Here is a 24837-nt window from a genome sequence, read left to right as displayed (position 1 = left end):
CTCGCGGGCTTTTTCATTGAAAAAGGGATCTATCAATCCAGTAGTCATGCCGATGGCAACGGAGAGACAAATGCACCGAACCATACCCAGCTGCATCTTTTTATCGCGCAGCGACGCTGAAGCACACGCGCCAGGCCCCGACTGGCACCTGTTATCGATATCTGATGGCCTTGAAGATCAGGCCTGCATCGACGAAGCACGGTGGAAGAGCGTGAGCTACCACCACTTCATTGATGCTGGCTTTGACGAAGAAGTCATCGAGATATACGGGCCAGATTTTGAGCGGAATTACGTCGACTACCTGCTCAGCAGCAAGGCTGACGTGCTGCGGGAGCGCATCCGAGAAATTGCAGATCAAGGGGAAAATATCGCCGTCAATTGCCAGGCCGGGCGATCCCGGAGTGCCGCGGTAGCTTTGTATATCAGCAAACATCATGGGTACCAGCTGCATAAGCCGACCCCAGACGCAAACCAGTGCGTCTACCGGATGTTGGCCAACGATGTTCACCTGATGGCAGCCTACCGTGCGGCAAGAACACCAGTGGAACCAGAAGCGCCAAAGCGAAGCCTTCTTTCGGCGATCAAATCGCTGTTCTCCTGAGAGAGCAGAAGACCGCAGCGAGTCATGGTAAATTAGGCCCTGGGCAGCTTCATGGTAGAAGCTATGCTCCCAAGGCACTCCTCCCCCTCCTGTCTCGTCTGTGGTGCCGCTGAAGCTGCTCGTTTTATTACCAAAGCCCGCCAGGCTTAACCTCGGCGGGCTTTTCTTTGAGCAACGCACTGTCGCTCAACCAGCCATTGGGTTTTCGGCTAGCCGCAGTACGCTCATAGCTGAATCTTTTGTCACCCACATGCAGTCAAGGAACGGATCATGAATGTTGAAACAACGCGAGCGGCTTACATCGAAGAACGCCGGCAGACAGAGGCCGAGAGCAAGGCCCGTGCCGCCGAAAAGCTCAAAAATCACCAGTACACCTGCCTGGTGAAGCAGCCCGACGTTGAGGTCTGGCGTTGCAAGGCCGAGAGCACCACCGCCTATGCCTTCGATATCATGATGACCCGGTTCGGAATCGCCGTTGTCGGCGATATCGGCGACCTGACGTTCAGTGTCGGCCTGGGCTATGGCATATCGTTCCTTGCGGGTGATGACGTCACCTACTACCTGCACACCAAGCTCAACGAGTCCCACAAAAAGCAGGTATTCAGCACAACCCTGTTCCGCCAGGTACTGGTGTCGAGCATCTGCCGGGAACTGCACGACAACTGCTCCGAGGAAATTTGGGACGCCCTGCCAGCCTGGGCGCAGGATGCGGACCTGGTTCGTGGTGAGCATTGGGGGGAGTTCCGCGCCCTGACCGTGACCAACCGCCGCGATCTGGAGAATGGCGATGATCGCTGGATGCACTGGGACGACCTCTTTGACCTCGCTGAGAACATCGGTTTCACCGAAGAGGCGCACCAGTTCATGCGCGACAATGCCGAGGTCCTGTGCCTCGGCGAAGAGTGGTACGAGCACCGGATAACGAAGACCTGCGACAGCCTTTATGCTCAGCTCTACATGATCAACCACGCGGCCAAGGCGATCATGGCTCAGGCCGATCAAGCCGCTGCTTGAGGGAAAACAAGATGCTTAGGCACTCACCTTCAGATGTACCTCGCTTGATTGACGGGGAGTCACCGAAACTCATCGCGTTGACTGCCACCTACGGCCTGCACGTCCTCAAGGTCACTGACTACAACTGTATTGATGAGGGTGACGAGCCAAACTGGAGCACGGCATGTAGTGACGGCTGGAGCGTTGAACGGACTGACATCATCTGGTGGGCGTATGCGGATGAAGTCCGCGAGCTTCTGGAATCAACCCCCAACAACTGATCACGGAAACCGCCCAGGTACGCCCAAGCCCAGCCATGCTGGGCCGAGGCAGTAGGAGCAGGGCCACTTTCGGCCCTCATGATCGAGCAGGAAAAACATGGATCGCGCAAAGCCAGATTATCAAGAGGTGTTCTCCCGCGTACTTCAATCGGCTGACTGGGGAGAGCGGGCCACAACTATGTTTGCCGGTGCCCAGGATCAATTGCCGGTGTTCGGTCAATACGTGCGGACTGGCCCAGGCCCTGCACCCCTGGTGAATCAGGTTGGTTACGTTGTGCAGATCCGCCGTCGCCAAGGCATTTTCGGGTCTGATATTTACCTGCTGCGGCACTGCAACGGTGAACTGGTGCAGCACGCCAATAACATGTACCTACCGTTGACCCCTGAAGAGATTGAGGCGGTGCTGCCGTGCTTTGGCGATGTGACCCCCAGCGCCGAAGGTGAGAACCCGGTCTACGGTCTTGGCGACCCAAGCACCCGTACAGCTGGGTTTCTGATCGACCCACCCGAAGGGTTTGAAATGCGCGGTGGCGAGGGGGCACGGATGCGGATGACCACCATCGGCGCCGATGGCAGCAAGACCCTCACTGACACCGTTTTTCTGTAGGAAATCGACATGAGCATCAGTGGAGCAATTTTTTTCTCAGCATTTCTCGCTGTTTTTTTTGGATGGCTCAGCTCGCAAGCTGCATCTTTCTGGAAGCTGTGGCTCGGGTTCTTTGTGGTGACTGATGGCCTGACGTGGTTCATCTACGTGTGTTCAGTCATGGCCGATCAATAGTAACTGTTCGAGGAAAACGCGGCGGATCTGCCGACCAGATACACCCCAAGCCCAGCCCTAAAAAGCTGGGCCGAGGACGTAGACGAGGACGCCACATTGCGTACTCCCCAAACAGGACGGTCAGTATGTTTTCAGGTAACAAGGCAATCGCATTTTGGTTCGCGGCTATGGTGATGCAACTGGTTGTTTCAACCGGAGTGAACGACTGGGTTGGCCGGGTAGCGGTATTAATCGGGGCCACATTCTCTGCCTGGCTTTTCATGGATGGTTTTATGGCTGCTATGCGACCTGTAAAGCAATACGAATTCAAGGAGGCCAACCAGCCTTTGAAAACGGGCACCAACAAACCCACGGTGGGTTGAGGGGAAACCCATGGGTCTGCCGACGCTAGCTGAAGTGCGGTCGAACAGCGCCCACGGCAACCAGGAAAATACCGTGCATGAATAACTTCAAAGATCACCAGCAAAAAATTGTGAAGATATTTCCGATTATAGCTCTAGCAGCCCTAGTCGCTTGGGGCTGTTGGGCAGTTAAGGAGATGATCCATGGTCGAACGTTAAAAAGTTACCGGTTGGCCGGGGAGTTACTGATATCAAATAATCACTTCGTCAAAACGACCACGGACGAGTTTTCAGTCGTAGGCGATGATTTTGTGTTCGATTCTGGACGCACTGAGAGGGTCGAGCTTCGAACTTTTAGGGATGGCACTCAGCAACTATGTCTTTTGCCATTTAACGAGCTTTATTCCGAGCAATGCCGCTACATTTCAACCAAGGCCGACAGCGACGGAATATAGGAAAATATGACATGTCGATCACCAATGCTCCGCTTGTTCTGTACGTGTATCGCTGCACCGTGTGCGGCCAAGCAGGCAAGTTGCATCTGCCTGAATCATCGCCCGAAGTGACTACGGCCTGCTCCGCGTGCGGTGCCGAAGTCCTGGCCGAATGGGATGGCGGCGTAGAGCTGGTCACCGATCAACCCGAGTAACGGAAAAGTTCATGATCTTCACCGTTCGTTCGAAACAGGTTGAAATCAGGGCTGCGAAGCGCTTCCGGCTGCTACCAGGTGGCGACTTCTCCGCACCAGGTCACGCACTGATGAATTGGCTGGGTGTGGTGGTTTTCATCAAGCCAGCCCCCCCGAAGATGGATGCATAGGAAAAAGCCCAGCCCTAAACGAGTTGGGCCGAGGCAGCGCGGCTTGGCCACCAGCTCGTTGCTGGCCGGGCCGTTTCTCCCCACCACTGGATTGAGGTTGGGCTCTTCCGGATCGACTACCGCGCCCGGATGTGGCACGGCACCGATCCTGAAATTCCCCACGGCGTTTTTCCTCTGGATGGGAGGCTTTCAGCCCAATACACCGGCATCAGAGTGCAAATTGATCCCCTGCCCCTTCTGTCTATGAAATTCTGATCATGCCGCCATTTGGCATCGGCTCTCCCGAGACTCGTTGAGTCCGGTTGGGATTCCCACCTCATGCAGTAACCTGAAGGCATCTTCTGGAAAGCTCGGATCGCCTTATGTCTTACACCACCTCCACCATCAACGAACTGTTTCGTCTACGCGACAAGGTAGGCCTCTCAACAGCTTCGGGCTTTAAGGCCCGTGTGCGCTTCGTGCAGCTAGCCTATCGCCACAACCTCGTGCGTGAGATCACCAGCTATCACTTGTGGGATCGGGGGTTTGAAGGACTGGGCGAGCGTACTTTCGATACCTGTTTCGAGATGGGAGACAGTCCCGAAGTTATCGCAGAACTGATCCGTGACGCCCGCGCCCATGGCTACGCCGGAAACATAGAGATGGAAGTGGGTAATCCCGACTGCTTTGCCCGTTGGTGCGGATACGCAGACCGACAGCAAGAGCTTGCGTTTTGAGGACTAGCACCAACAGCAATCCCAGCACGGCTCGCCGGGCTTTTTGTTGGCTTGGTATATCGCGTAATGGAAATAGCCTGAAAGCATCTCCCCCTCTGACAACAAGGAGTTGCCTCATGCAGTCCCCTACACTCAAGTCGAGCTATTTGCCGGAATACCTTGCATGGGTCATGTTCCTAGCCGGGGTGGCCAATGCCACGCTGATCTGGTCTGGGGTGTTCGAAGCCGCGCCTCAGGCCTTCCTGCTGCTTTTTGGCGGGCTTTTTGGCAACACTGGCATCGCCCTCCTAGGCTTCCTCATGTTGACCACCTGGTGCACTCTGGGATGGCTGCTTGCCGCACTCACCCGCTGGCTGCCCCGGCCTTGATACTCAAATGCAAATTGCATCGGTTGTCCCAGCACTCGTTCGCACGGGATGCGTGGCGCTGTGGCATCATGCAGCCTGGCAGCGATCCAGCTTTAAGGACGATTGATGGCTATTAATTTTGAACCCAAGATAGGGCAGATCTTGGAATGCAATTACGGCGATTATCAGTACGATGAAAACGGCGTCATAGTTTTCAAGAACTATGACTATCGCTTGAAGCCCGAAATGATAAAAAACCGCTTGGTTGTTGTGCTCAACGCGCGCATCGACCCAAATGCCTGCATTGTCGTGCCGCTATCGACAACAAAGGACATGGGCAAACTCAGCCGCGGGCTACACGTCGAGCTGGGGAGCGACCTGATTGACGAGCTACCGTACTTCAAGCAACAGACCAGGTGGGCCAAAGCGGACCTCGTTGAGCAGGTCAGCAAACAGCGCCTATTCAAGCCCAGGGCGATGCGTGGTCATCTTGAGCAGGTGCTATCGCGAGAGGTCGTTACCCTGATTCAGACAGCAGTGATTAAGGCCGTTAACGCCGGTGGATTGCTGAAATAGCCTAGGTCAAATGCTTACTGAATAGTTGACATAAGTGTCAGCTGACCCTATTATTTCCCACGTAGCCCTTGAGGCACTTGAGTTTTATCCCCCTAGAGGGACCTGCAAAGCCCGGTTAATCACCGGGCTTTTGCCTTTCTGAGATTCCCTCTCTCCTTCTCTACCCCCTTCCTTCAGAGCTTGCCGCTGGGCGTCACATCCCAACCAGGCAGCATCGGCTTTCTCCAACCGCACATCCTACGCTTATCAGGTAGCCACCAGCATTCCATCCCACCTGCTATGCGCTTGGGTTGTGCCTGGCAAATGGGATAATCGGAGCCTAGATTGCACTCGACCGCTCTGAAAAGGAACCCTATTCATGCGTACCCTGGTACTGCCGCTCAAAGGCGAGTATTTCGACGCAATCAAGGCCGGGATCAAGCCGGAAGAATTCCGAGCTGCCACGCCCTATTGGCGACGGCGTTTGGATGGACAGAGCTTCGACCAGATTGAGCTGACACGGGGCTATCCGAAGCGCGGAGACGACGCACGAAGACTTGTGTTGCCCTGGAAGGGCTATCGCTTGACGACGATCGTTCATCCACACTTCGGCGCAGATCCAGTCGAGGTTTTCGCCATTGATGTTTCGCGCTAAGGATGCGGTTCAGTGAATCCGATCAAGCAGCATTTCCGACTGAAAAAACCCTGTGCGAATTGCCCTTTCCTCAAGGAAGGAGCCATTCCGCTAAGCCGCGGGCGCTTGGAGGGGATTATTTCTACCCTGATCGAGGATGATCAATCTACTTTCCAGTGCCACAAGACCGTGCATTCAAAACGGGGTGGCAACTGGGACGATGAGGGGAACTATGAACCCTCGGGGCACGAGTCGATGTGCGCTGGAGCTGCGGCTTATCTCATGAAGAAAGGCAGACCGACCGTGGGTATGCGGTTCGCTTTTGCCACCGGCGATGCTTCCCCCAACGACTGGGATTCAGTGCGAGAGATCGTGATCGACTGACTTCTTGGGTTCTCATCACTTCGGGTTAGGTTCGTCCTAACGTTCCCGATAGCAGCTGATGAGCACCATGGCTAAATCAAGACACGCAAACGCAAAGACCGAATCCTCGAGCCCGGCAGAACACCGTAAAAACCTCATTCGCCTGCTCAACGCAAACAGCCATCGCCATCACTTGTGGGATGTGTTTGCGGACTTCTGCGAAATGGGCGCGCTAGCGATGAGCAACAGCGTGGACCTGGCCCAGCGTAATGAGCGTGAAAAACGCTACATGAGCGTCATTAAGAAGTATGAGCCGAGCGAGGTGCATCGGTTTCCCCAGATGCTCGCTGAACTCACCATGGCAATGGAATATGGGCCTGACGATGTGCTTGGCCAGGTATTCGGCGAGTTGGAGCTGGGGAACAGCTCAAGAGGACAGTTTTTCACCCCTTACCCAGTCTGCAAGCTCATGGCCTCACAACTCTTTGGGGATGGTGCAGATCTGCGCAAGCGACTAGATGAGCGAGGTTTTATAACGGTCAACGAACCAGCATCCGGTGCGGGAGCTATGGTGATCGCGATCGCCGAAGCGTTGGGAGACAAAGGCTTCAACTACCAGCGCTGCCTCCATGTGACTGCGCAGGATGTCGACTCCCGCGCAGTTCATATGACCTACCTCCAGCTCAGCCTTCTGCACATTCCCGCAATTCTGATCCTCGGTAACACGCTGGCGCTGGAAGAACGGGAGCTGTGGTACACGCCGGCACACGTTATGGGTCTATGGCGCGCCAGGCTAACGCGCCACCAGACCATGGCCAGCGAGATCACCAATCCTCCAGACGAAAATACTACGCCCGTCCTGTTCCGGGACTTGGCCACTCTCACTGCCCCCCCCGCAACCAGTGGCCAACAAATCGCACTGTTCTGATGAGTATTGCTGGCGGAAATATCTCCGACACACCGGAGGAAGATACAACGCCCTGCTCCCGCCCAGGGCAGTAAATGCATCAACTTGAGTTGGCATTTTCTCCCGCGCTGGCATGCTTATTCCTCAAACATCATTGGAGCTCCATCTATGCGCAAGCTGTTTATCTACACCCTCTTTGGCCTCTCGTTGGCCGGCTGCGACTCGTCGCGAGATTCGGGGGGCGCAGTCGGTACCGGTGCTGTCGAACACGAGCGCACTTTGCACTACAGCAAGGCAGAAGACGGCTCGACCGTGATTCAAGCTACTCGCATCACAAACGGCCAGCGAGCAGTCGATACGGCAGCCGGGGAGGACGCGGTGCAAAGCAGGGGGGGATTCATGAATCAGGTCGCCTTCAAAGACTGTGGCCGTGTGAACTTTGCCAGAACGGGGCCTGGTGAGGGCGTTGTTCAAGGCATCCACACCGGGCGCGGAATGACTGCTAAATGCAAAATCCGAAACTGGGATGGTCAGTGGCATATTGTTGAAAGCAAATAACCGAAGCGAACACAAAGGAGCAATCATGGAAATTGTTACAATCAAAAATATTAAAGAACTAGGTGATTCGCAGAAAGAAGAAATCTTGCGGATGGCCTATCGCTATAGCCAGGATTTGGTCAACCGACCAATAAGCACTACCCACCCAATGTTCGGCGTAGTTCGTGCGTGGATGCTCACTGATATCCAACTTCAACTAGACCCAGCAATTAGCCTGATGATCAATTCAGAATTAGTAATCGCTGTAAATTCCGCATCAACTATTATAGGTTTTATGACCCTCACCCGTGCTAACGACTCCGCAACTGCTTGTGGCATCAATTATATTTGCGTCGATTCAGCCCACCGCAATCAGGGAATTATGACTGCGATGATTGCCAGCCTAAAACCACGCTTCACCGACATAGCGCTGAGCTGCTTTCCAAAACTCGTAGAGGCGTATGAAAAGATCGGATTCGTAATGTGCGAGGCCCAAGGGTCTCAAGTCGCTATGCGAATTGGCGGTTCCTACAATATGAACGTCATAGACCCGAACTTCCTGAACAGACAAAGTGCGGTTTCTCAAGAAGCTCAACGCTTGATTAGCGAACTTGGCGGGGATCGGGCTGTTGCTATCAACGATGAGTATGACGCTGAAACAAAGCGAATATCTCAAGAGGTTGCGTACTTCGTTGAGCAACGCAAGAACCCTTTATCTATCTAGGCGCTATCCGTTCCGAAAATGGTCTGTATGCCAACAATTACAGCGTATCGCGAGCCTATTATGATGCCAAAATTCCCTCATCTTTCTGCAATTCATGCCCCGGTCAGCGTGAGCGCCAATGGCTATTACGCGAAGTATGGAGCAAATATTTTTGGGCGTGATTTCGTGGTTGGCGATATTCATGGTGAATTCAGCAAGCTATCGAAACTGTTATCTTCGGTAGGATTTGACGAATATGCAGACAGACTATTTTCGGTAGGTGATTTAGTTGATAGAGGGCCAGAATCACACCAAGTTGATGAGTGGTTGAAGAAGCCTTGGTTCAAGTCTGTTATGGGGAATCATGACTACTGGTGTGTTGAAGGCGGACTAGATACCGAACCAGTTGGACATCGGAAGTACGGTGGAGAATGGTTTTATTCCCTTACCTCTGACGAGCAGAAGTCCATAGGGCTTTCTTTACATGGTCTACCCATCGCTATTCAGGTCGAAGGCCGCAACGGCGAAAAGTTTGGAATTGTTCATGCTGAATGCACATGCCTAAGTTGGTCGCGCTTCGAAGAGGCTCTGACAGGTGAGTTAGGCGACTCTTATAGGAACTACCATGCCACGGAAGCAATGTGGCGTAGGTCTCGACATGCAAATCAAACAACCATCCCCGTTGCTGGTATCGACAGGATCTTTGTAGGCCACACGAAAGTCGCTGCCGTCCTTGATTTAGGGAATGTTCGATATATTGATACTGGTGGTGTTTTTGAAAACGGGCTATTGACCATAGTTGAAATTGGCGGCTCAGAAGCCATCCATTCAATCTGATCAGGCGACAACCCGGCCGAGGATTCAGGCCTGCTGCCGGGTGGGCGACTCCCCCTCTCCTCTCCTCTCCCCTACCTCACCTGGTCCAGGTACTCATGCTCTCGTCGGTCCGCCTCCTCTGCTTCCTGGAAGGGTCATTCTGCTCGATAGCAACTGTGGGCTATGGTGTGGGATGTAATATTTGGGTTTTCTGGAATTCCTTATAGGTTCTGGCCTGTAGCCGTTTTGTATGGGGATACCTTATCCTCCTACATTCCGGCGAGATCTGGCGCGATTGCAGTATCAGCGCCTGCGAACAAACGAGCCGCGAGGAATCCGTAGTGAAAAACCATGCTTCGAATGAGCACGCTCAAAACGAGCCGATTTCTGGTGAGATTTACCACGTCACGCCAACCCGTAATCTTGAGTCCATCTTCCGTGACGGTTTACGGCCGCAGATTGGACCTCGCTCCGAACTACTCGGTGAAGCCAAGGAAATGGTCTATTTCTTTGGGTCGATGCTGGCAGTAGAAGACGCACTCAGTAACTGGCTTGGTGAAGCGCTTGATGACGAGCCTGGAGCGATTTCCGTTCTCGCCGTTGATCGCTCCGGTTTACACCTCGTTTCAGATGCGGGGTACGAGCTTGCTTGCCTTCACCTTGTCCCACCGGAGAACATTTCTCTCGCTTTTCAGGATGACGTGCCGGTGGATGAAAAGAATGGCCCGGTGACCGAGGGCACCTCATGAGCAAACTGACCCCTAAGTTCGTCAAGGATGTCGACCAGCCCGGCTCCTACCAGGACGGCCGAGGGTTGATTCTTCGTGTGTCAGCTACCCTGCGGAAAAGTTGGGTCTTTCGCTATATGCTGGCGAAGCAACGGCACGATCTAGCCCTGGGGACCTTCCCTGCCTTGAGCCTCAGAGACGCGCGGCTGGAGGCTGACAAATACCGGCTCGATATCGCACGTGGCGTCGATCCAGCCGCTGAGCGTGCGAAGGTCAAAGCTGCCAAAGCCTCACGAACCACAACGAGCCACACGTTTCGGGCTTCGGCAGAAAGGTACATCCGCACGCATTCATCAAGCTGGTCTAAGAAACATCACCAGCAATGGCAAAATTCACTCACGAAGCATGTCTACCCTGCCATAGGCGGATTTCGGATAGCCGAGGTCGACACGGACGATATCCTGGATGTGCTGACGCCGATCTGGAGCAAGATCCCCGTCACGGCGAACCGCGTCCGGAATCGCATAGAGCTCGTGCTCGATGCAGCGAAGGCACTGAAGCTTCGGCAAGGTGAAAACCCCGCACGGTGGCGTGGTCATCTCGACAAGCTCTTGCCCAAGCAATCGCATACGGTAGTCCCCTTCCCGTCTCCGACACCTTTACGCACTGCCGAGCTGTTGGCCAGGCTCGATTCCCTGGATGGGTCAGCAGCTCGTGCTGTTGAATTCGCAATTCTGACTGCGACCCGTAACCAAGAGGTGAGCGGGGCCCAGTGGCCGGAAATAGATTGGGAGGAGAAAATCTGGTACATCCCAGCAGAACGCATGAAAGCGGGCAAGGCTCATCGGGTACCCCTTACGGAGCAAATGCTCGAGGTGCTACGGCAGCAGGTCGGAAAGCATGACAAATGGATATTTCTCAACTCCTGGCGAACAGGCCCTATTCCCGGCAATGCCATGGCAAGGGTGCTCGATCAGCTCCAGGTCGATGGCGTCGTACCGCATGGGTTCAGATCTACTTTTCGGACGTGGGCCGCAGAAGAAACCGATCACCAGCGAGAGGTTTGCGAAATGGCTCTCGCGCATACCCTCAACAGTAAGGTTGAAGCAGCATATAACCGAGGTGACTTGCTGGATAAGCGTCGCGCCCTGATGAAGGATTGGGGGGACTTTCTTGTCGCCAACGCTCCTCAGGTGCAAGGTGAGGTATCGGATCTGGTTTCGGAGCTTGCCCCTGATGCTGGGTCAGATCTGGCCAAGGTTCTGCCGGCCGCTTGACCACCGAGGTGAGGGCGCTCTGCCAGAAGCGCCCTAATAACAACCAATTTTGCCTGAACTGTGCCCCCTCCCTCGCAGTTCCTATATTTCATAGGTGAGATCAGAATGGAAGTTTCTGCTCCACCACCATAGCTGTGGCGTTGTACTTCCTGCCGATCCGGAATGTGTCCCCCATAGTCGTGATAGTACGACCACGAAGATCGGTCGCTTTCTTGTCCTCAGCCAGGAAGCGCATGGCATCGGCAATCCGGTGCGCGAGCTTGCCGATCGCCTGGTTGTATCGGTCAGCACTACGACCGATCTCCAGGGCAGCATCCAAGGTTGCACCATGCAACAGGGCGTCGGCCACCCACTCACCGACCTCTTTAGCCGTGTCGTGATCGTTCTTGCGGTCTGCGACCTTACCGAGCAGATAGAACAGAAAATCGTCGTCACGGTTCGCCGCCCACCCGTTGATGAAGTGGCACTCCATCTGGAACACGTCGAACAACGAGTAGAGGGTGCCATCCGACAGCATGGACAGTTCTGGGTAGAGAGCTCGCAGCTGCGGGAATTCTTCCTCCCCGTACTCCGGCACCTCATCCGTCGGGTCGTTCAGCGTTTCCAGGCGCAGGCCGGCAGCCTGGGCCCAGACCTCTGCAGCTCGTTCTTGAGCATGCTTGGCGGCATGAGCGATATCGCCACGCCACTTCGCTTCAGTTTCCTTCACGGCGTTGAACATCACCTCCGAGACTGGCTCAAAGCCCGCCTCGAACTCGACGTTACCCAGCGCCGTGTAGACCCAGCCTTCAGCCGCCGGCCCTTCGGGGATTTCAGGCCGGGCCGGCAGCAGCGCCAGATCCAAGGGATCGCGCAGCGTCATCGGCTGCCCGCGATAGGTGAAGTCACCACTACCAGGGAGAACACCACCCACCAGTAGGTTGGCGAACGCGGCTTTCACGTCGCCCTCCTCCTGGAAATCCCCCGGCATTCGAGCATTGAAGGGGCGGTGCAGGATTAAGCGGCCAGTCGCCCGAGATTCAAGGGTGGCTGTGTCCATCGCCGCAAGAGTTTCCGTTTGGTAGGGAACCGGCACTACTCCCCAGGCCTCGACGGCTTCCTTGGCAGAAACAGTTGCTTCGGCAATCAAGCTGAGAGCCAGTTCTTCGACCGTTAAGCTGCGGGCCATCTCTTGCAGCTGTGCATGCGGCTGCTCCTTCTGGCGCTCTTTCACCAGGTGTACCAGCTTGTCGAAGACAAACACCTTCCCGTCATTGACCAGGTAGGTTGCATTAGGTACGCCAGACACCTTTCGCAACTCTTCCTTCAGCGTGTCATTCAGCCCCCCCAAAAAGTTGCTGTACTCGTCCACGAACAGCATCCGCGGTGGCTCAGTTTTGACGTGTTTGTCGTCAGACATGACTCAATTCCTTTCCAGTGCCTCAATGGGCATAAACGGTGACCAGTTACCCGCCGAGCAATAATTCATTCGCTGGCTTGGCCGAAAGAGGTGCCTCGAATATTGTTGGCCTCGTCGCAGATCCGGGCAACCTCCAGCATCGCTTTCAGCGCTCGCTCCTCCGTTTCCTTCGTGGCGAATGCAATCATGAACCCATGCAGCAGGCCTGCGAGCATTGCCCCACTGTCCGCAACGTTACGGTTCCCTGCCACGGCGGAAAATTGCTCCAGAAGGGGAGCAGGTGCCTTCAGAAGAAATTCCTGCCCGAGGGATTTTCCGATACTTGCCGCATGGACACACTGGTGAGCCAAGGCTTCTTCAGGCGACATCGGTGTACCGTCATAATGCTCGAATGACGCCTTTACATGGTTGCGACCGTGCATGCCGGCGGCGATGCTTTCAGCTCCCTGGCGGATCTTCTCAACTGCAATCCTGGCTATGCTGAAGTCTGTTTGCGCTTCATCCATAACCGCGGCCAACAGGCGTTCATCGACATTTTCAGTGCTATCCATTTGATCCTCCGTTGATAATTATTTACCTCCATTTCAAGTTCGCATTCAATTGAAAAAACCCAAGCTCCCGGTGGCCAAACCTAACTCACAAAAAAGGCCGGGTTCACCGGCCTTTTATTTTAGAAGATCCGCGGTAGCGCAAACTCACTGGGTTCGCCATGTCTCGACTACAGCAGCGCCATGCTCTTGCTTCCACTCCTTGAGCGTCTTGTGGTTGCCGCCCTTGGTCTCAACGAGCTCACCCGTGTTGGGGTTGCGGTAGACCTTGACTGCTCGTTGCGCACGAGGTTTGCCAGGCTGATGGGTAATTTGCTTTCGATAGTCCGGATCAAGAATCGCGATGATGTCGCGCAGGCTCTTGCCATACTCAGACATCAAGGCCCGCAGCTTTTTCTCGAACTCCATCTCTTTCAAAAGGGCTTCATTTCCGCTCAGCTTCTCCAGTCGTTCCTGAAGCTCCTTGATGGCTTCCTCTGTGGCTCGGTATTCGGTGATGAGGGACATCTTGTCTCCTTGGTCTGGGTTACATGGCCCTGAGCCGTGACGGTGCGCGCCAGGCTTGCTAGGGCTGCTGGTTAGATCATGCCTGCCGATGCAAGGAATGCATAGCCCGCAAGGAATCCGGCGGAAGGCCAGAATGCGTAAAATTGAATGTCGACGAACAGTTTCTTGTTCATGGCGTCCAGGAGGGCTAAGCCTCCTCCTCCAAACGGTTGATTTCGGCAATTACGCCCTGCATGTTTTCGATCGCAATTTCGGCGGCTTCCCGGGCCTTGCCGAACAGTGATTCCTTACCTTCAAGCAGGGAGTCGAGGCGGTTGTTCTCGCGCCGGAGCTGCTTCGCAATGGAATCAAAGTCTTCACCCTCGGGAGGTTTCTTGCCCTGGAGCTTGAGTTCCATGGCTTCGGACTGCTTTAACATTAGATCGCGAACGACAGTACGCTGAGTCGCACTTTGCTCGTCGAAGCCATTAATGCTTTCGAAAACCTTCACGGCTGCTTTCACACTGGACAAGGCTTTGGTGCCAACTTCGGACTTCCCTGCCTTGGTTTGAGTGGCTGCCTGTTGAGTATTCACGCCAGGTGCAACATTGCTGCTCGAGGGAGCGCTGCTACCACCAGCCTGGCCGCCGCCGGCCTCGGCCGTGTTTTCTTCGGTACAACCCTCAGTCATCTGATGAGAAATACTCGCCGTACCCTCCTGGGCCTTGTTCGTAGCATCTGCATCATCAGCGGAAGGGATGGACGCAGAGCCACCCTCGCCACCGAAGAGGTTCGGGCCAAAATCCATTACGGTGTCGTCCTGAGTTGTTTGCATGCGGGGTACTCCTTTTCTGTTCGGGCTTTAACCTATGAAATCACCCTTCCAGAAAATCCCAACACTCATGTCTCCTCAGCATATCGGGCCTGCATTTTTGCCTTCACCCGATTTTCTAGCCTCTTGGCTACGTCAACAACGAATGCAAGGAACTGAAGATCCAGGCCCTCTTCAACCTCATTCATGATGTCGTCGGCAACGCCCTCAGCTTCTCGGCCAAATTGCATTCCAGCATCAGCCATTTCGAACAGGAGCTGAGCCGCCGGCTTTCTCTCATAGGTATAGAAAACGTCCGATTCTTGCTCAATCGCGGCTATTTGGTTTGCCGGTGCATCAGGGGCTGATGCGCCATCTTCATTTTCATCATCGTCAAGCGGTACTGGCGGAGGCAGGAGACCGTTTTTATCTGAGAGCGGAAGTGGCTTATTAGGCATCGCAGGTTTCGACCTACCCTCCTCCCTCATGTCCTTCGCAGCCTTACGAATTGCCTTAGGCCCGCGGCTACACAGTTCTTGCTGTGCTTTTTTTTCCAGCTTAGCCACCTGCTCCGCTGCGGATACGCTTACGTCGCCGGCCTTGACAGCATCCAGCAGCTCCGGGGTGCCGTCTCGGACAACCTTGCACGCAGAAGACACAGAGCGCGGACTGATACCCAGTACTTTGGCTGCCTCCTCAATAGCCATTTTTGCGGCTTCCAGCTCCTGCCCGGCGGCCTTTTCCAGGTCAACAGTGATAGCGCTACTCCCGCGCAGTGAGGACAGCTCGGCAGCGATCAAAGCCCGTTGTGCAACGGTGAGCTGCCGGCGATAGAGGTTAAGCGAGAGGACATAACCTAGGGCATCATCTCCTGTGTATTCCTCTGTTCGGGGTTCGATCAGCAGATCTTTGCAAACGCGGTACCGGTTGCGCCCATCAAGGATCTTTCCTTCATAGAGAACGATCGAGGCACGCTGTCCGTTGACATCAATATCTTCAAGCAGGGCTTCGTAGTCATCTCCGATGATTAGCGGAAATAGCTGAGCGTAATCGTGAAACTCAAGATCATAGCTTTGCATAAGCAGCTTCTCGTTCCTGTTTTATCCAAGAACGATACGTCGAAGACGCGCACAAGTGACGCTTTTTCAGGTCGTTTTTACGTCTGAATTCGCGATCATTGTTGCTACCCTAGGCTCAATCTTCATTCAAAAAAAAACCCTGCCGTATAAGCAGGGGTTGGTGTTCTAGAGAAGCCCAGACAATAAAAAATCTAAATTAAATCTTCTCTTGAAGTTGGCTTATTAGTTCTTCGAGTGCTGCTTGATCCGGTTTTGTGTCAACGAATCTAAGCGACTTGTCTGAAAGGACTTCCATGACACCCCATTTCAATTCATGCAAATCCTGGCCCGGCTCTGGTGGCGTTTCCCAGTAGGGAAAGCTTCTGACTACATGGGGCGGCATCTTTGTGATCATGGCTGAATCTCGGTATTTTCTGTCAAGGCAAAGGCTGCATGCTAATCAGTGTATAGATATACAGTTCCGCATCACTACACAAAAACGGCGTCAAAAGGTCGTCATTTTTCAGCTCGTAAACGGGTCGCAGAACGGCAAAAACCTATAAAAAGTTGTTTCATAGCACAGCATAAGCTAGGGCCATGTCTACAGCAAACACTAGGCCATCACAGACCATTTAAGGCGTAATTAGTTTCATTAATTGATGCTTTGAGTTTTCTGCCCGGCGTAAGCTCGATCCTTTACACACAAGGAAGGCGAACAGGCTGGTGAAAGCATAGATTACTACGAGGATCTATGTAGATCATTTCCCGACCGGAGCCTGGGATGCTCCGGGACAGCCTCCTTTGAGCTTCCCTGCTAGGCCTGCGGCCTCCTGGCCTACTCTCTGCTCGCACTAGAGCAACAGAGTAACGAATGAGCTGGAGGGTCAATTGCGATTCGTGCAAAAGGATGCGCTTGTGCGATTCCTTGAGGTCAACTTCACTCGCCCAGATCTCGGAGCAAGGCACCGACGCTGGTTCACCCGCACTCACTCACTGACACCTTTGGCCCAAGCCAACCTTGCCTGCGCACCTCGTCCATCGCCGCTTCCAACTCAGGGATCGAGGATATGTCGCAAGAAACCGTCGGTTTTTTTCCTTTGCGGTCTGTAGGCAACTGCAATATCACCTGTTCAGGATCGCTCAGTGACACCTGGAACTTTACGCTCGGAAGCCCGCTGAAGGTGATGCTCGCCTTCGTTTGGTTCACCTCAGCTGAGGCCTGTCGCACCTCACCTTCGTGCTCATACGCCAGCGAGATACGGTGTTTGGTTGAATTGCTCATAGATAATCCCTGGAGCTTGGTCCACGCAAATTTGCGTAACGCTTAATGCTTTGTTCTGAGCCCGCGCTTCACCGCGGATGAACCGATCTTCGCTGCTCAACATGTGAATCCGAGCGGGGGCTGAACACTTCAGCCAGTGCTCTGAAATTACCGAAAACAGCTCAATCCGGCTCAGGCCGTGCAGGTGCTCAGGCTCAATCTTTGACAGCTGTGCGAGAGCGGCGAATCGTGTCTGCGGTTGCACCACTCTGTGTTCTGGTTGCGCGACTGCGGTTGCCATATGTCCTTATCTCGTAGTCTAAAAAACCATATTCTGTCATGGCACATCGCCTTCGTGTGCACGTTTTCTAACCTGTTTCGCGTCTGAAATATTTAGTTACAAAGCAAATGTGAATCATTCGCTCTCGATCAAAGAACGGTCAATTGTCTTTAAAAAGGCCTCGAACTGCTCCGCAATCAGTTTCGCGTCGACACTTTTCTCACAACGAAGCTCGACTTTTTTTCCTTCTACGCGAACCCGGCCAATACCACTGATCTCAGTATCGGTGAATTTGCTGGACGAGTTTTGCTGGGTCCGTGAAGCAATTTCCTTAGCTAGCCAACGTAGGGCGTGTTCTTGTGTCCATTGCTCATCACGCATCGCCGTCACGGCTCGCAGAAGTAGTTCGGGCTCTTTGCTGCTGAATTCAATAAAATCCTTTGCCCGCTTCCCACCGATGAGTCCTGGATTCGTGTCCAGAATGGCTTTCACTTCATTAGGTAGGTCCATCAGCAATAGGCATCTACTCACTATCGAGTGATTGACTCCTAACCGGCGGCCCAGCGCCCTGACAGATGGCTCACCTCCAGAATCCAAAATTTTTGCGTAAGATTTACCTCGCTCGTACTCCGTGAGCGCTTCTTGGCCTTCGTTGTCCGTCAGCGCAAGGATCTGCGCCAAAGCGTCGTCCATTTCACGGACGTATGACGTAATGGTCTCCCGGCCCAGCAATTTGTGAGCACGCCATCTGCGCTCACCGCCGACCAGCTCATAAATGCCATCACCTATAGGTCTGACAGTGACGGGCTTGGCCAAGCCAACAGAAGCGATCGAATTTGCAAGGTCTTCGATAGCAGCCTCGCTGAATGCCAGACGTGGCTGGAATGGCGATACCCGTATATTGCTGGTGCTGATCTCAGCTATGACACCGTTCGCGGCTCCCGTTTCAAGAACCTTGCCGGAGACTTTAGCCTGGCTATTCTCGCCCTCGATGCCTGCTACCGCTTGCTCAGCAACAGGCTCATTGACCTGTTGCTGAGCAAGCATTTCCCTAACCGAAACTCTTAAATTGGGTTCAGGCAATTCCGCCGGCGTCCTTTTGACGCCAGACATCCAGGTAGGCGCATCTTTTGGCTTTCCTGGAAAATCCTCTGACTTAGCCATAATTTCTCCGTCAATTAACCGCTGTAACGTGGAGCGCATCTAATCTTTGGGGCTGCTGAAGATCTCAAGTGGTGCTCGGAGCACCAGTTAAGCTCAGCAGACTGATGGTGCTCCGAGCACCAGTGAAGCTCAAAACCCAGGTGGTGCTCCGAGCACCAGTCACTGAGAAGCAAACTCCCGGATTTTTTGGAGTGCTTCGCTAAAAACTGAGCGCATGGAGTCAATAGTTTTGCTGGTAGCGCCCTTCCATACGATCAGAGGAATGCCTTGATCCAGCGCTTTACCATAGTCTTCTGAGTAATAGAGCTTTTCTTCAGCAACCCGACCAGGGAAGAGATCGTTCAGAACGACAAGGTTATTCAAGATGCGTTTACGGTTCCTGATGAACATGGTCGGGATTGCTAGAACAACAGGGGAGCGACGGTATGCCTTGGCAAATCGAACCATCCATTCATTCAGCCGCATAAGGGCGCGGAAAGAGAATTTATCCATCCGAACAGGGCAGATAACAAAGTCGCTAGCGACGATGGAGTTTTTTGTGAGTCGAGAAGCGGTAGGGGCATTGTCGAAAAGGATCACGTCATAGGCTGACGTATCAATACCGGGAATCTCTCCAGTCCTGGCTCGCTCTAGCCAGTCTGCATACCAGAAATCCATATTGTTCTCTGCGTCTAAAGCAACAACAAGATCCTCGAGGTACGCATCAGCTGGGATGAGGTGGGGGCCGTTCTCGCCGAATGGTTTTTTGATGACTTGCTCAAAAGACAATGGCTCGAATTGTCGACCTCTCAGCTCTGGGCTCAGAAGGTTCCCTAGGTTGCCCTCAACATAGCGCTCTGGAGGAATTCCCATCGATTCAAGGTCAGACCTTGCCAAATCTGGGTCATACCCCAGCTCACTCGACGAGTCGCCCTGGGGATCATTATCAATGATAAGAATCCGGAGCCCTTGCATCTGGAGGTAGATTGCCAGGTTGACCGTTACAGTCGTTTTTCCCGTGCCGCCCTTGGGAACGAAGGTTGATATCACAACCTGCCGTGGTAGCCCCTTTGCTTGACCTTTCGCTCTACGGATCGCTGCGATATCGAAAATATCACTCAGGGTATAAGCCCGAGTTGGGACAGTGCCGCGAGCAATGCGGCGAATTTCCAGCCCGTTTTCATCCTCAATGTCCTGAAGACGACGGGTAGTCAATCCAAAACAATCGGCTGCAAATTTTGGGGGGTAGAGGAGGGTGGAGAAATCCGTGAAATAGACGGATTCCTCTTCAAACTGCTCGCTTGGCTGCTGCATGACGATCCCTGCATTGTTGAATACAGGTGAATCATAATACGTTAAGTCGCTTTTTCAAGAAAAATCATGGTACAGGCTGGGTTTTTGCCTGTAAAACCGAACTGGAAACGGCTTTTTCCACCTCACAGTTCGGCTTGGCTTGGATGTTTTGGAGACTAAACCCGAATTCACGCTAGGTAAAGCGAGAGCCGATGTCAGCGGTCAGGCGTACTGTTTTTGGGCATCGGTGCGTGCACGTTTGAAGTCCGCGCTTATGTAGTTGACTGTGAATTGGGTGTCCATGGGATGCGATTCGACCACTACCTCGGTGGAGCCAGACAAGAATGTGATGTTCTCAAACCCGTGGCTGGACTCGTCTGTGCCAATTTGCAGCTGGCTTCTCAGCCCGCTTAGCACTTCCTCCAGGTGAAGTTTGTCAGCTTTTACCGTAGCGACATCCAGTACCCCTTCAGCGTTGAAGGCCAGCTGAATGTCAGTGACACCCTCCAGGTTTACCTCCCATTCTGAGAGATTAAGTACCGGGCCGCCGGTGTAGGACGTACCAATCTTGTCGATGATGGTGTAGTGCTGCTGGACGTCGACGATCGTCGTAACGCCTACAGTCAGGCTTACCGGCTCCGGCGCTATGACAGCCATGCTGAGCAGATAAGCTGCGACGCCCGCGAAAGCGGCAGTATTCATTGGGTTCCTCCAGGTCATATTCGGATGGGATCATTTTCTCCTCGCCGACCTGGTGGGTGTGCTGCTTTCGAACCGAATTGTCGTCGGAAAAACAGCCATTGGATTGTGAGTCTGCTTTTGGTTTTTCAACCCTCAGAAAATTAGCTTTTCAGTTTTAAAAGCCTTTTAACTGTTTTTCTCTTGTTGTTCTCTTGTTTTTAGAGAGCTGGAGCCCTTGTATTACGTGGCCTCCAGAGGATCATCGACTACAAATTACGGCATTGCGACTACACATTCCGGCTTTGCGACTATGGATTACGGCTGAAGCGACTACAGATTCCGGCTGTGACGACTACAGATTGCGGCCGTTATCCACAGGCCGGATGGAGGGCCTGGGCTGTGTCTAACGACTACAGATTCCGGCTGCTGGATGCTGCACGTAGCACGAGTTTGAGTTTTTATGGCTCGATTTCAAGCAATTTTGTGTTCTGAATTTGCCTGAGTGGCGTTTCTTTGGATAGAAATCGCAGTAACCCATTGTTTTTAAATGATATTTTAAATTACCCGTCGCTTATTTGACGTTTTTCAGTGGTTTGCCCTCTGCCTTGGTGGATTCGCCAATAAATAGTCTTTGAGTTCACCGTTGGACCTATCGACTACAGATTACGGCTATTTTTACAGTCATCAGCTCGATGCGACTACAGATTACGGCTGTGCATGGACGAGTATGACCAGGCAGTTTTGCAGCCCTATCTTCGGTATCGACTACAGATTACGGCTGTGGATCAAAGCTGTCCCACGCTATCGACTACAGATTACGGCTGTTCTACGTGGCGAACGGACGCCAATCGACTACAAATTACGGCTACTGCCTATCGACTACAGATTTGTCCCTTGTCTTGCGATTGGATGAGGTGGTTGGCTGTGAGGCCCATTTTTACTGGGGTCTAGAGCCTAACCGACTCCTGGGTATCGACTACAGCGTAATCTCTCTGTAGGGTTCCGTTACTAATCGTGGGGCCAGACATGTCCAATTTACCCAAACCTGCCAAGCCGGAACCTAAGCCGCTCCGGGTTACGAAATCCAATACGCTGATTACCGCGTCGTACCGGCTGACGCTCAACGAGCAGCGGTTGATCCTCGCGGCTATCAGTAAACTCGATCCAAGAAGGCCCATGCCGAAAAAGGTGTCTGTCTCGGCCGTGGACTATTCGGATATCTACGGCGTCCAGCTCAGGCATGCCTATGAGCAGATGAAAGTGGCAGCTGATGAGCTGTACGAGCGCGATATTAAGACCTTTGACGGCTCTGGCATGGAGCGGAAGCGTTGGGTCGATCGGGCCAAGTATTTGGATGGTGAGGGTCGCGTTGAGTTGTCGTTCACCATCCATGTCATGCCCTATCTCACGATGCTGTACAGCAAAGTGACTAGCTATGATCTTCGGCGGGTTGCCTGCCTGGACTCGAGCCATTCGTTCCGGCTGTTTGAGATGCTGATGCAGTTTCGGAAGACAGGATGGGCCTACATTGAGGTCGAATCCTTGCGGGTCGCCCTCGGATTGTCGGATGCCTATCAACGATTCAACAACCTCCGCCAGAGAGTCATAGATCCGGCAGTTGCGGAGCTGAAGACTAAGAGCAATCTGGATGTCAGCTACGAGTTGAGGAGGGAAGGGCGGAAGGTGATCGCAATCAAGTTCACCTTCTGTGACCTCGCACAGCTCCCGCTTAATCTGGAACTTGACCCTGAAGATCTTCCCCCGCTTCCTGAGTATGACCCTGCCGAAGAAAGCGAATGGCTGATCACGAAGCCTTTGGGTGAGTTGGCTGAAGCACAAGAAGCCGGTCTGCTGTTCGCTGTTTCGGCAGAGGAAGGAGAGCAACCAGATTAGCTTGCGTCGTCATCTGACGACCGTTTGTGCCTTTGTGAGCAGTGTCGCCGGTGCCGGTTTTTTCCGCTTAGGTATTCGAATCGTCATTTGCCGTCCTTTTGGTGCCACTTCCACAAAAAACCCGCCTTAATGGCGGGTTTTTCTTGGCCCGGTCTGGGGCGCGCAGCGCTCAGTAATTAGGTACAAGCGTGAAGAGGCTTCGCCGCCATTGGCATACATCCTCGCCTGATGCTCGGCCTGCATTTTTGAGCGCGTCGAAGACGCTCAGGGCAAACGACATTGCAGCCTGGTCGTCTTCGTGGAGGTCGACAATCACAACCGGAAACTGGTCGCCGTCATCAGCATCAGGTGTTGCTATGGCGACTGTCTGAATCCCCCAGGTGATGCCGTCATCGTAAGGTTCTACAACAAATCGCTTGAGCCGGCGAATCATGCCGTCACGAATCATCTGAATCAGATCGGTGCATACCGGCTCCGATTGGCGCTGCTGGAAAAGTTGGATGGCTGTCATAAGCTACGGCTCCCTTGATCTGCATTCATCCTGCCAGCAGTCCCGTAAATCCCAAACGGAATTCCCCTGGCTTTGTTCGGCATCGGATTGGCGGCGAACCCTAGCATTCTTTTTTCCCTTGGTTGGGCGTGCCATTCCCCGCGGGTGGTGGCGGAAGTTCAACAAGGGAGGGAGTGGCTACGCAAAATGCTGTTTGCATGCCAGAAACATCGCCGTCCCAACACTCGCATTCGGCATCCCAAGCTTCTCGATCAAAGTGGAAGATTGTCCCAAGATCAACAGCCCCATCCAGGGTGGCGTATGCCCCACTCAAGGTTCCGTTGATCAGCACCGCGTAGCAATCGTCGCCGATTTGCAATGCTTTCCCTGGATTGGCTTCAAGAAGGCGCTGATAGGAAGCAAGGGTCTCGTTGTAAGTCATGGTTGCTGCTCTGATTCCGGGTGTGAGAAGACATTGCCACCTCTCCAGGAATACCCAAATCCTTTAGAGGGCAGAGCTAGCAGCCCCCGCTTGGGTTTGTGCGTGGCTATGCAACCATGGAGGCATATCAGAACGGAGATCCAAGGGATGAACTTCACCCACGAACAGGGGCCAGCGATTAACTCGTTGGCCCGTATCGTCAAGCTGGTGGCTTTTGCTGGAACAGGGAAGACCACCACGCTTGTTGGCTATGCCAAGGCTCGGCCTCAATGCCGTCTGCTCTACCTCTGCTACAACAAAAGCGTCGAGATTGCTGCCAAGCAAAAGTTTCCGCCGAACGTGACGTGCAAAACAGCCCACGGCTTGGCTTATGCGTCGATCGGATCGAAGTACAGACACAAGCTCACGAGCAACCTGCGCCTGACCGACATCGCAAGAATTATCGGCTCACAGAACTGGGAATTGGTGCGCAGCGTGCAAGAGACGCTGAACAATTATTTGGCCAGCGCGGATGACGACATCGAGCTATGTCACTGCCCCGTCAACAAGCTCAAAACGGAGCGAATGAAGCGCGCCGCCGGAAGCATCGTAGAGGGAGCCAGGCAGCTTTGGTTGCAAATGTGCGACATCCAAAACGAGGCTGCGAATATCACTCACGACGGCTATCTCAAGCTTTGGGCACTCTCGAAACCAAATCTGCGGGATCGTTACGATATTGCGCTTGGAGACGAGGCGCAGGACATCAATCCAGTGATTGCTGGTGTGCTTGCGCAGCAGGCGGCATACGGAATGGGCGTAGTCGTTTGTGGTGATGGCCATCAGATGCTGTACCGCTTCAGGGGGGCCGTAGATGCTCTCAATGCAACCTGGCTCGACAAAGCGGAAGTCCACTACCTCACTCAGTCGTTTCGGTTCGGGTCTGCCGTTGCGCACGTCGCCAACATGGTTCTCGCGTTCAAGGGTGAATCCCGCCAACTGGCTGGGCTTGGCGGCGAGACTCGTGTTTCCAAGGCACTACCTGCTGACCTTGAACATCGCACCGTACTCTGCCGGACGGTGGTTGGAGTGATCGAGACGGCGCTGGCCAATGTAGAGACTGGTGCAAAGATCTACTGGGTTGGGGGGATCGAGGGTTACAACCTCCAGGATCTTGAAGACCTACATGCGCTATCGAAGGGGTGGCGTGACCGAGTGAAGGGAAAAAAACTCCTCCAGGAATATCCTGATTACGATCTCTACAAGCAGATTGCCGATGAAAGCCAAGACCCTGAGATGAACCGCTCGATCAAGATCATCGAGCAGTACAGTGCGGATCTCCCGGAGTTGTTTGCCAAGCTGCGGCGCAATGCGGTCACTGATGAGCTTGAAGCCACCATCACCCTCAGCACCGCGCATCGTTCGAAGGGCTTGGAGTGGGATGCGGTGCAACTGGCTGAGGATTTCACCTTCGATCCATTCAATCCAGAGAACGAAAAGGAACCATGGATTGATGAGATGAACCTCCTCTACGTCGCGTGTACCCGCGCGATGCGAGTTCTTGCGGTCAACTCGACGATGTTGGAGATCATGAAAGAATTCGTCGACCGGCGTGACGGCCGCAAGCCAAATACCCCGATGGTTTTCAGGAAGAAACAGGTGGCTGCCGCGTAGTGC

At 53.7% G+C, this 24837-nt stretch carries 32 protein-coding genes; 21 read left to right on the top strand and 11 right to left on the bottom strand.

The genetic code is table 11. The features are described from left to right. Positions 1-70 precede the first annotated feature (70 nt). The 19 genes from PCA10_RS28645 (at position 71) to PCA10_RS28570 (ending at position 11399) form a co-directional block, all read left to right on the top strand. Positions 71-601, top strand: a complete 531-nt coding sequence (locus PCA10_RS28645) for a protein-tyrosine phosphatase family protein (protein ID WP_011077944.1) — start codon at positions 71-73, stop codon at positions 599-601. 270 nt (positions 602-871) lie between these two features. Next, positions 872-1615, top strand: coding sequence for a hypothetical protein (locus tag PCA10_RS28640; protein WP_011077943.1), 744 nt, complete (start codon positions 872-874; stop codon positions 1613-1615). 357 nt (positions 1616-1972) lie between these two features. Beyond that, positions 1973-2482 (top strand): hypothetical protein, encoded by a 510-nt coding sequence (locus tag PCA10_RS28630; RefSeq protein WP_011077941.1) that lies wholly within the window; start codon positions 1973-1975, stop codon positions 2480-2482. 9 nt (positions 2483-2491) lie between these two features. Continuing rightward, positions 2492-2656, top strand: a complete 165-nt coding sequence (locus PCA10_RS30680; protein ID WP_158491055.1) for a hypothetical protein — start codon at positions 2492-2494, stop codon at positions 2654-2656. 125 nt (positions 2657-2781) lie between these two features. After that, positions 2782-3018 carry a hypothetical protein gene (locus PCA10_RS28625; protein WP_016502333.1) on the top strand — a complete coding sequence of 79 codons (237 nt, stop codon included), beginning with the start codon at positions 2782-2784 and terminating at the stop codon, positions 3016-3018. A gap of 77 nt (positions 3019-3095) precedes the next feature. Beyond that, on the top strand, positions 3096-3452 hold the full coding sequence (locus PCA10_RS28620; RefSeq protein ID WP_033050531.1) for a hypothetical protein: 357 nt from the start codon (positions 3096-3098) through the stop codon (positions 3450-3452). Positions 3453-3463: 11 nt separating this feature from the next. After that, positions 3464-3646, top strand: a complete 183-nt coding sequence (locus PCA10_RS29985; protein ID WP_016502332.1) for an FmdB family zinc ribbon protein — start codon at positions 3464-3466, stop codon at positions 3644-3646. Between the two features lie 11 nt (positions 3647-3657). Beyond that, positions 3658-3816: a hypothetical protein gene (locus PCA10_RS30770; RefSeq protein WP_020190238.1), complete on the top strand. Its 159-nt coding sequence runs from the start codon at positions 3658-3660 to the stop codon at positions 3814-3816. Positions 3817-4178: 362 nt separating this feature from the next. Then, on the top strand, positions 4179-4532 hold the full coding sequence (locus tag PCA10_RS28615) for a hypothetical protein (protein ID WP_011077937.1): 354 nt from the start codon (positions 4179-4181) through the stop codon (positions 4530-4532). A gap of 116 nt (positions 4533-4648) precedes the next feature. Then, a complete protein-coding gene (locus PCA10_RS30550; RefSeq protein ID WP_028622361.1) occupies positions 4649-4900 on the top strand; it encodes a hypothetical protein in 252 nt (83 codons plus the stop codon). 105 nt (positions 4901-5005) lie between these two features. Then, positions 5006-5455, top strand: coding sequence for a type II toxin-antitoxin system PemK/MazF family toxin (locus tag PCA10_RS28605; protein WP_011077935.1), 450 nt, complete (start codon positions 5006-5008; stop codon positions 5453-5455). Positions 5456-5813: 358 nt separating this feature from the next. Further along, positions 5814-6089 (top strand): hypothetical protein, encoded by a 276-nt coding sequence (locus PCA10_RS28600; protein WP_011077934.1) that lies wholly within the window; start codon positions 5814-5816, stop codon positions 6087-6089. 12 nt (positions 6090-6101) lie between these two features. Then, positions 6102-6452 (top strand): phosphatase PAP2 family protein, encoded by a 351-nt coding sequence (locus PCA10_RS28595; RefSeq protein WP_011077933.1) that lies wholly within the window; start codon positions 6102-6104, stop codon positions 6450-6452. Between the two features lie 58 nt (positions 6453-6510). Next, positions 6511-7359 (top strand): N-6 DNA methylase, encoded by an 849-nt coding sequence (locus PCA10_RS28590; protein ID WP_016502330.1) that lies wholly within the window; start codon positions 6511-6513, stop codon positions 7357-7359. A gap of 147 nt (positions 7360-7506) precedes the next feature. Then, positions 7507-7896, top strand: coding sequence for a hypothetical protein (locus PCA10_RS28585; RefSeq protein ID WP_011077931.1), 390 nt, complete (start codon positions 7507-7509; stop codon positions 7894-7896). A gap of 25 nt (positions 7897-7921) precedes the next feature. Then, the gene (locus PCA10_RS28580; protein ID WP_016502329.1) at positions 7922-8599 is read left to right on the top strand and encodes a GNAT family N-acetyltransferase; all 678 of its coding nucleotides are present in this window, start codon (positions 7922-7924) and stop codon (positions 8597-8599) included. 60 nt (positions 8600-8659) lie between these two features. Continuing rightward, positions 8660-9415 (top strand): serine/threonine protein phosphatase, encoded by a 756-nt coding sequence (locus PCA10_RS29975; RefSeq protein WP_177326962.1) that lies wholly within the window; start codon positions 8660-8662, stop codon positions 9413-9415. A gap of 320 nt (positions 9416-9735) precedes the next feature. Then, on the top strand, positions 9736-10143 hold the full coding sequence (locus PCA10_RS28575) for a hypothetical protein (RefSeq protein WP_011077928.1): 408 nt from the start codon (positions 9736-9738) through the stop codon (positions 10141-10143). Next, positions 10140-11399 (top strand): tyrosine-type recombinase/integrase, encoded by a 1260-nt coding sequence (locus PCA10_RS28570; RefSeq protein ID WP_011077927.1) that lies wholly within the window; start codon positions 10140-10142, stop codon positions 11397-11399. The genes PCA10_RS28575 and PCA10_RS28570 overlap by 4 nt, the downstream gene beginning before the upstream one ends. Positions 11400-11499: 100 nt before the next feature. Here PCA10_RS28570 and PCA10_RS28565 read toward each other — a convergent pair whose 3' ends face one another. The 9 genes from PCA10_RS28565 to PCA10_RS28525 all read right to left on the bottom strand — a co-directional run bounded on the left by PCA10_RS28565 (position 11500) and on the right by PCA10_RS28525 (position 20380). After that, positions 11500-12798: a hypothetical protein gene (locus PCA10_RS28565; RefSeq protein WP_011077926.1), complete on the bottom strand. Its 1299-nt coding sequence runs from the start codon at positions 12796-12798 to the stop codon at positions 11500-11502. A 65-nt stretch (positions 12799-12863) separates the two neighbouring features. After that, positions 12864-13349 carry a hypothetical protein gene (locus PCA10_RS28560; RefSeq protein ID WP_011077925.1) on the bottom strand — a complete coding sequence of 162 codons (486 nt, stop codon included), beginning with the start codon at positions 13347-13349 and terminating at the stop codon, positions 12864-12866. 144 nt (positions 13350-13493) lie between these two features. Then, positions 13494-13853, bottom strand: coding sequence for a histone-like nucleoid-structuring protein, MvaT/MvaU family (locus tag PCA10_RS28555; RefSeq protein WP_011077924.1), 360 nt, complete (start codon positions 13851-13853; stop codon positions 13494-13496). A 187-nt stretch (positions 13854-14040) separates the two neighbouring features. Further along, positions 14041-14667 carry a hypothetical protein gene (locus PCA10_RS28550; RefSeq protein WP_016502327.1) on the bottom strand — a complete coding sequence of 209 codons (627 nt, stop codon included), beginning with the start codon at positions 14665-14667 and terminating at the stop codon, positions 14041-14043. Positions 14668-14732: 65 nt separating this feature from the next. Beyond that, a complete protein-coding gene (locus tag PCA10_RS28545) occupies positions 14733-15722 on the bottom strand; it encodes a ParB N-terminal domain-containing protein (protein ID WP_011077922.1) in 990 nt (329 codons plus the stop codon). 955 nt (positions 15723-16677) lie between these two features. Next, entirely contained in the window at positions 16678-16983 is a 306-nt protein-coding gene (locus PCA10_RS28540; protein WP_011077920.1) for a hypothetical protein, read from the bottom strand. A 394-nt stretch (positions 16984-17377) separates the two neighbouring features. Beyond that, complete coding sequence (locus tag PCA10_RS28535; RefSeq protein ID WP_011077918.1) at positions 17378-18406, bottom strand: ParB/RepB/Spo0J family partition protein; 1029 nt, start codon at positions 18404-18406, stop codon at positions 17378-17380. Between the two features lie 159 nt (positions 18407-18565). Next, entirely contained in the window at positions 18566-19699 is a 1134-nt protein-coding gene (locus tag PCA10_RS28530) for a ParA family protein (protein ID WP_011077917.1), read from the bottom strand. A gap of 201 nt (positions 19700-19900) precedes the next feature. Next, positions 19901-20380: a hypothetical protein gene (locus tag PCA10_RS28525; protein WP_011077916.1), complete on the bottom strand. Its 480-nt coding sequence runs from the start codon at positions 20378-20380 to the stop codon at positions 19901-19903. A gap of 1005 nt (positions 20381-21385) precedes the next feature. Here PCA10_RS28525 and PCA10_RS28520 point away from each other — a divergent pair. Beyond that, positions 21386-22252 (top strand): replication initiation protein, encoded by an 867-nt coding sequence (locus tag PCA10_RS28520; protein WP_011077915.1) that lies wholly within the window; start codon positions 21386-21388, stop codon positions 22250-22252. A gap of 169 nt (positions 22253-22421) precedes the next feature. Here the strand turns inward: PCA10_RS28520 and PCA10_RS28515 are convergent, their stop codons facing one another. Both PCA10_RS28515 and PCA10_RS30545 read right to left on the bottom strand, forming a co-directional pair. After that, positions 22422-22763: a hypothetical protein gene (locus tag PCA10_RS28515; RefSeq protein WP_016502326.1), complete on the bottom strand. Its 342-nt coding sequence runs from the start codon at positions 22761-22763 to the stop codon at positions 22422-22424. A 100-nt stretch (positions 22764-22863) separates the two neighbouring features. Then, positions 22864-23184, bottom strand: coding sequence for a hypothetical protein (locus tag PCA10_RS30545; protein WP_028622368.1), 321 nt, complete (start codon positions 23182-23184; stop codon positions 22864-22866). 147 nt (positions 23185-23331) lie between these two features. Here PCA10_RS30545 and PCA10_RS28510 point away from each other — a divergent pair, with 147 nt between their 5' ends. After that, a complete protein-coding gene (locus PCA10_RS28510; protein ID WP_033050535.1) occupies positions 23332-24834 on the top strand; it encodes a 3'-5' exonuclease in 1503 nt (500 codons plus the stop codon). Positions 24835-24837: the final 3 nt, after the last annotated feature.

The organism is Pseudomonas resinovorans NBRC 106553 (genome assembly GCF_000412695.1).
Classification (GTDB): domain Bacteria; phylum Pseudomonadota; class Gammaproteobacteria; order Pseudomonadales; family Pseudomonadaceae; genus Metapseudomonas; species Metapseudomonas resinovorans_A.
This window is presented reverse-complemented; position numbering and strand designations above follow the sequence as displayed.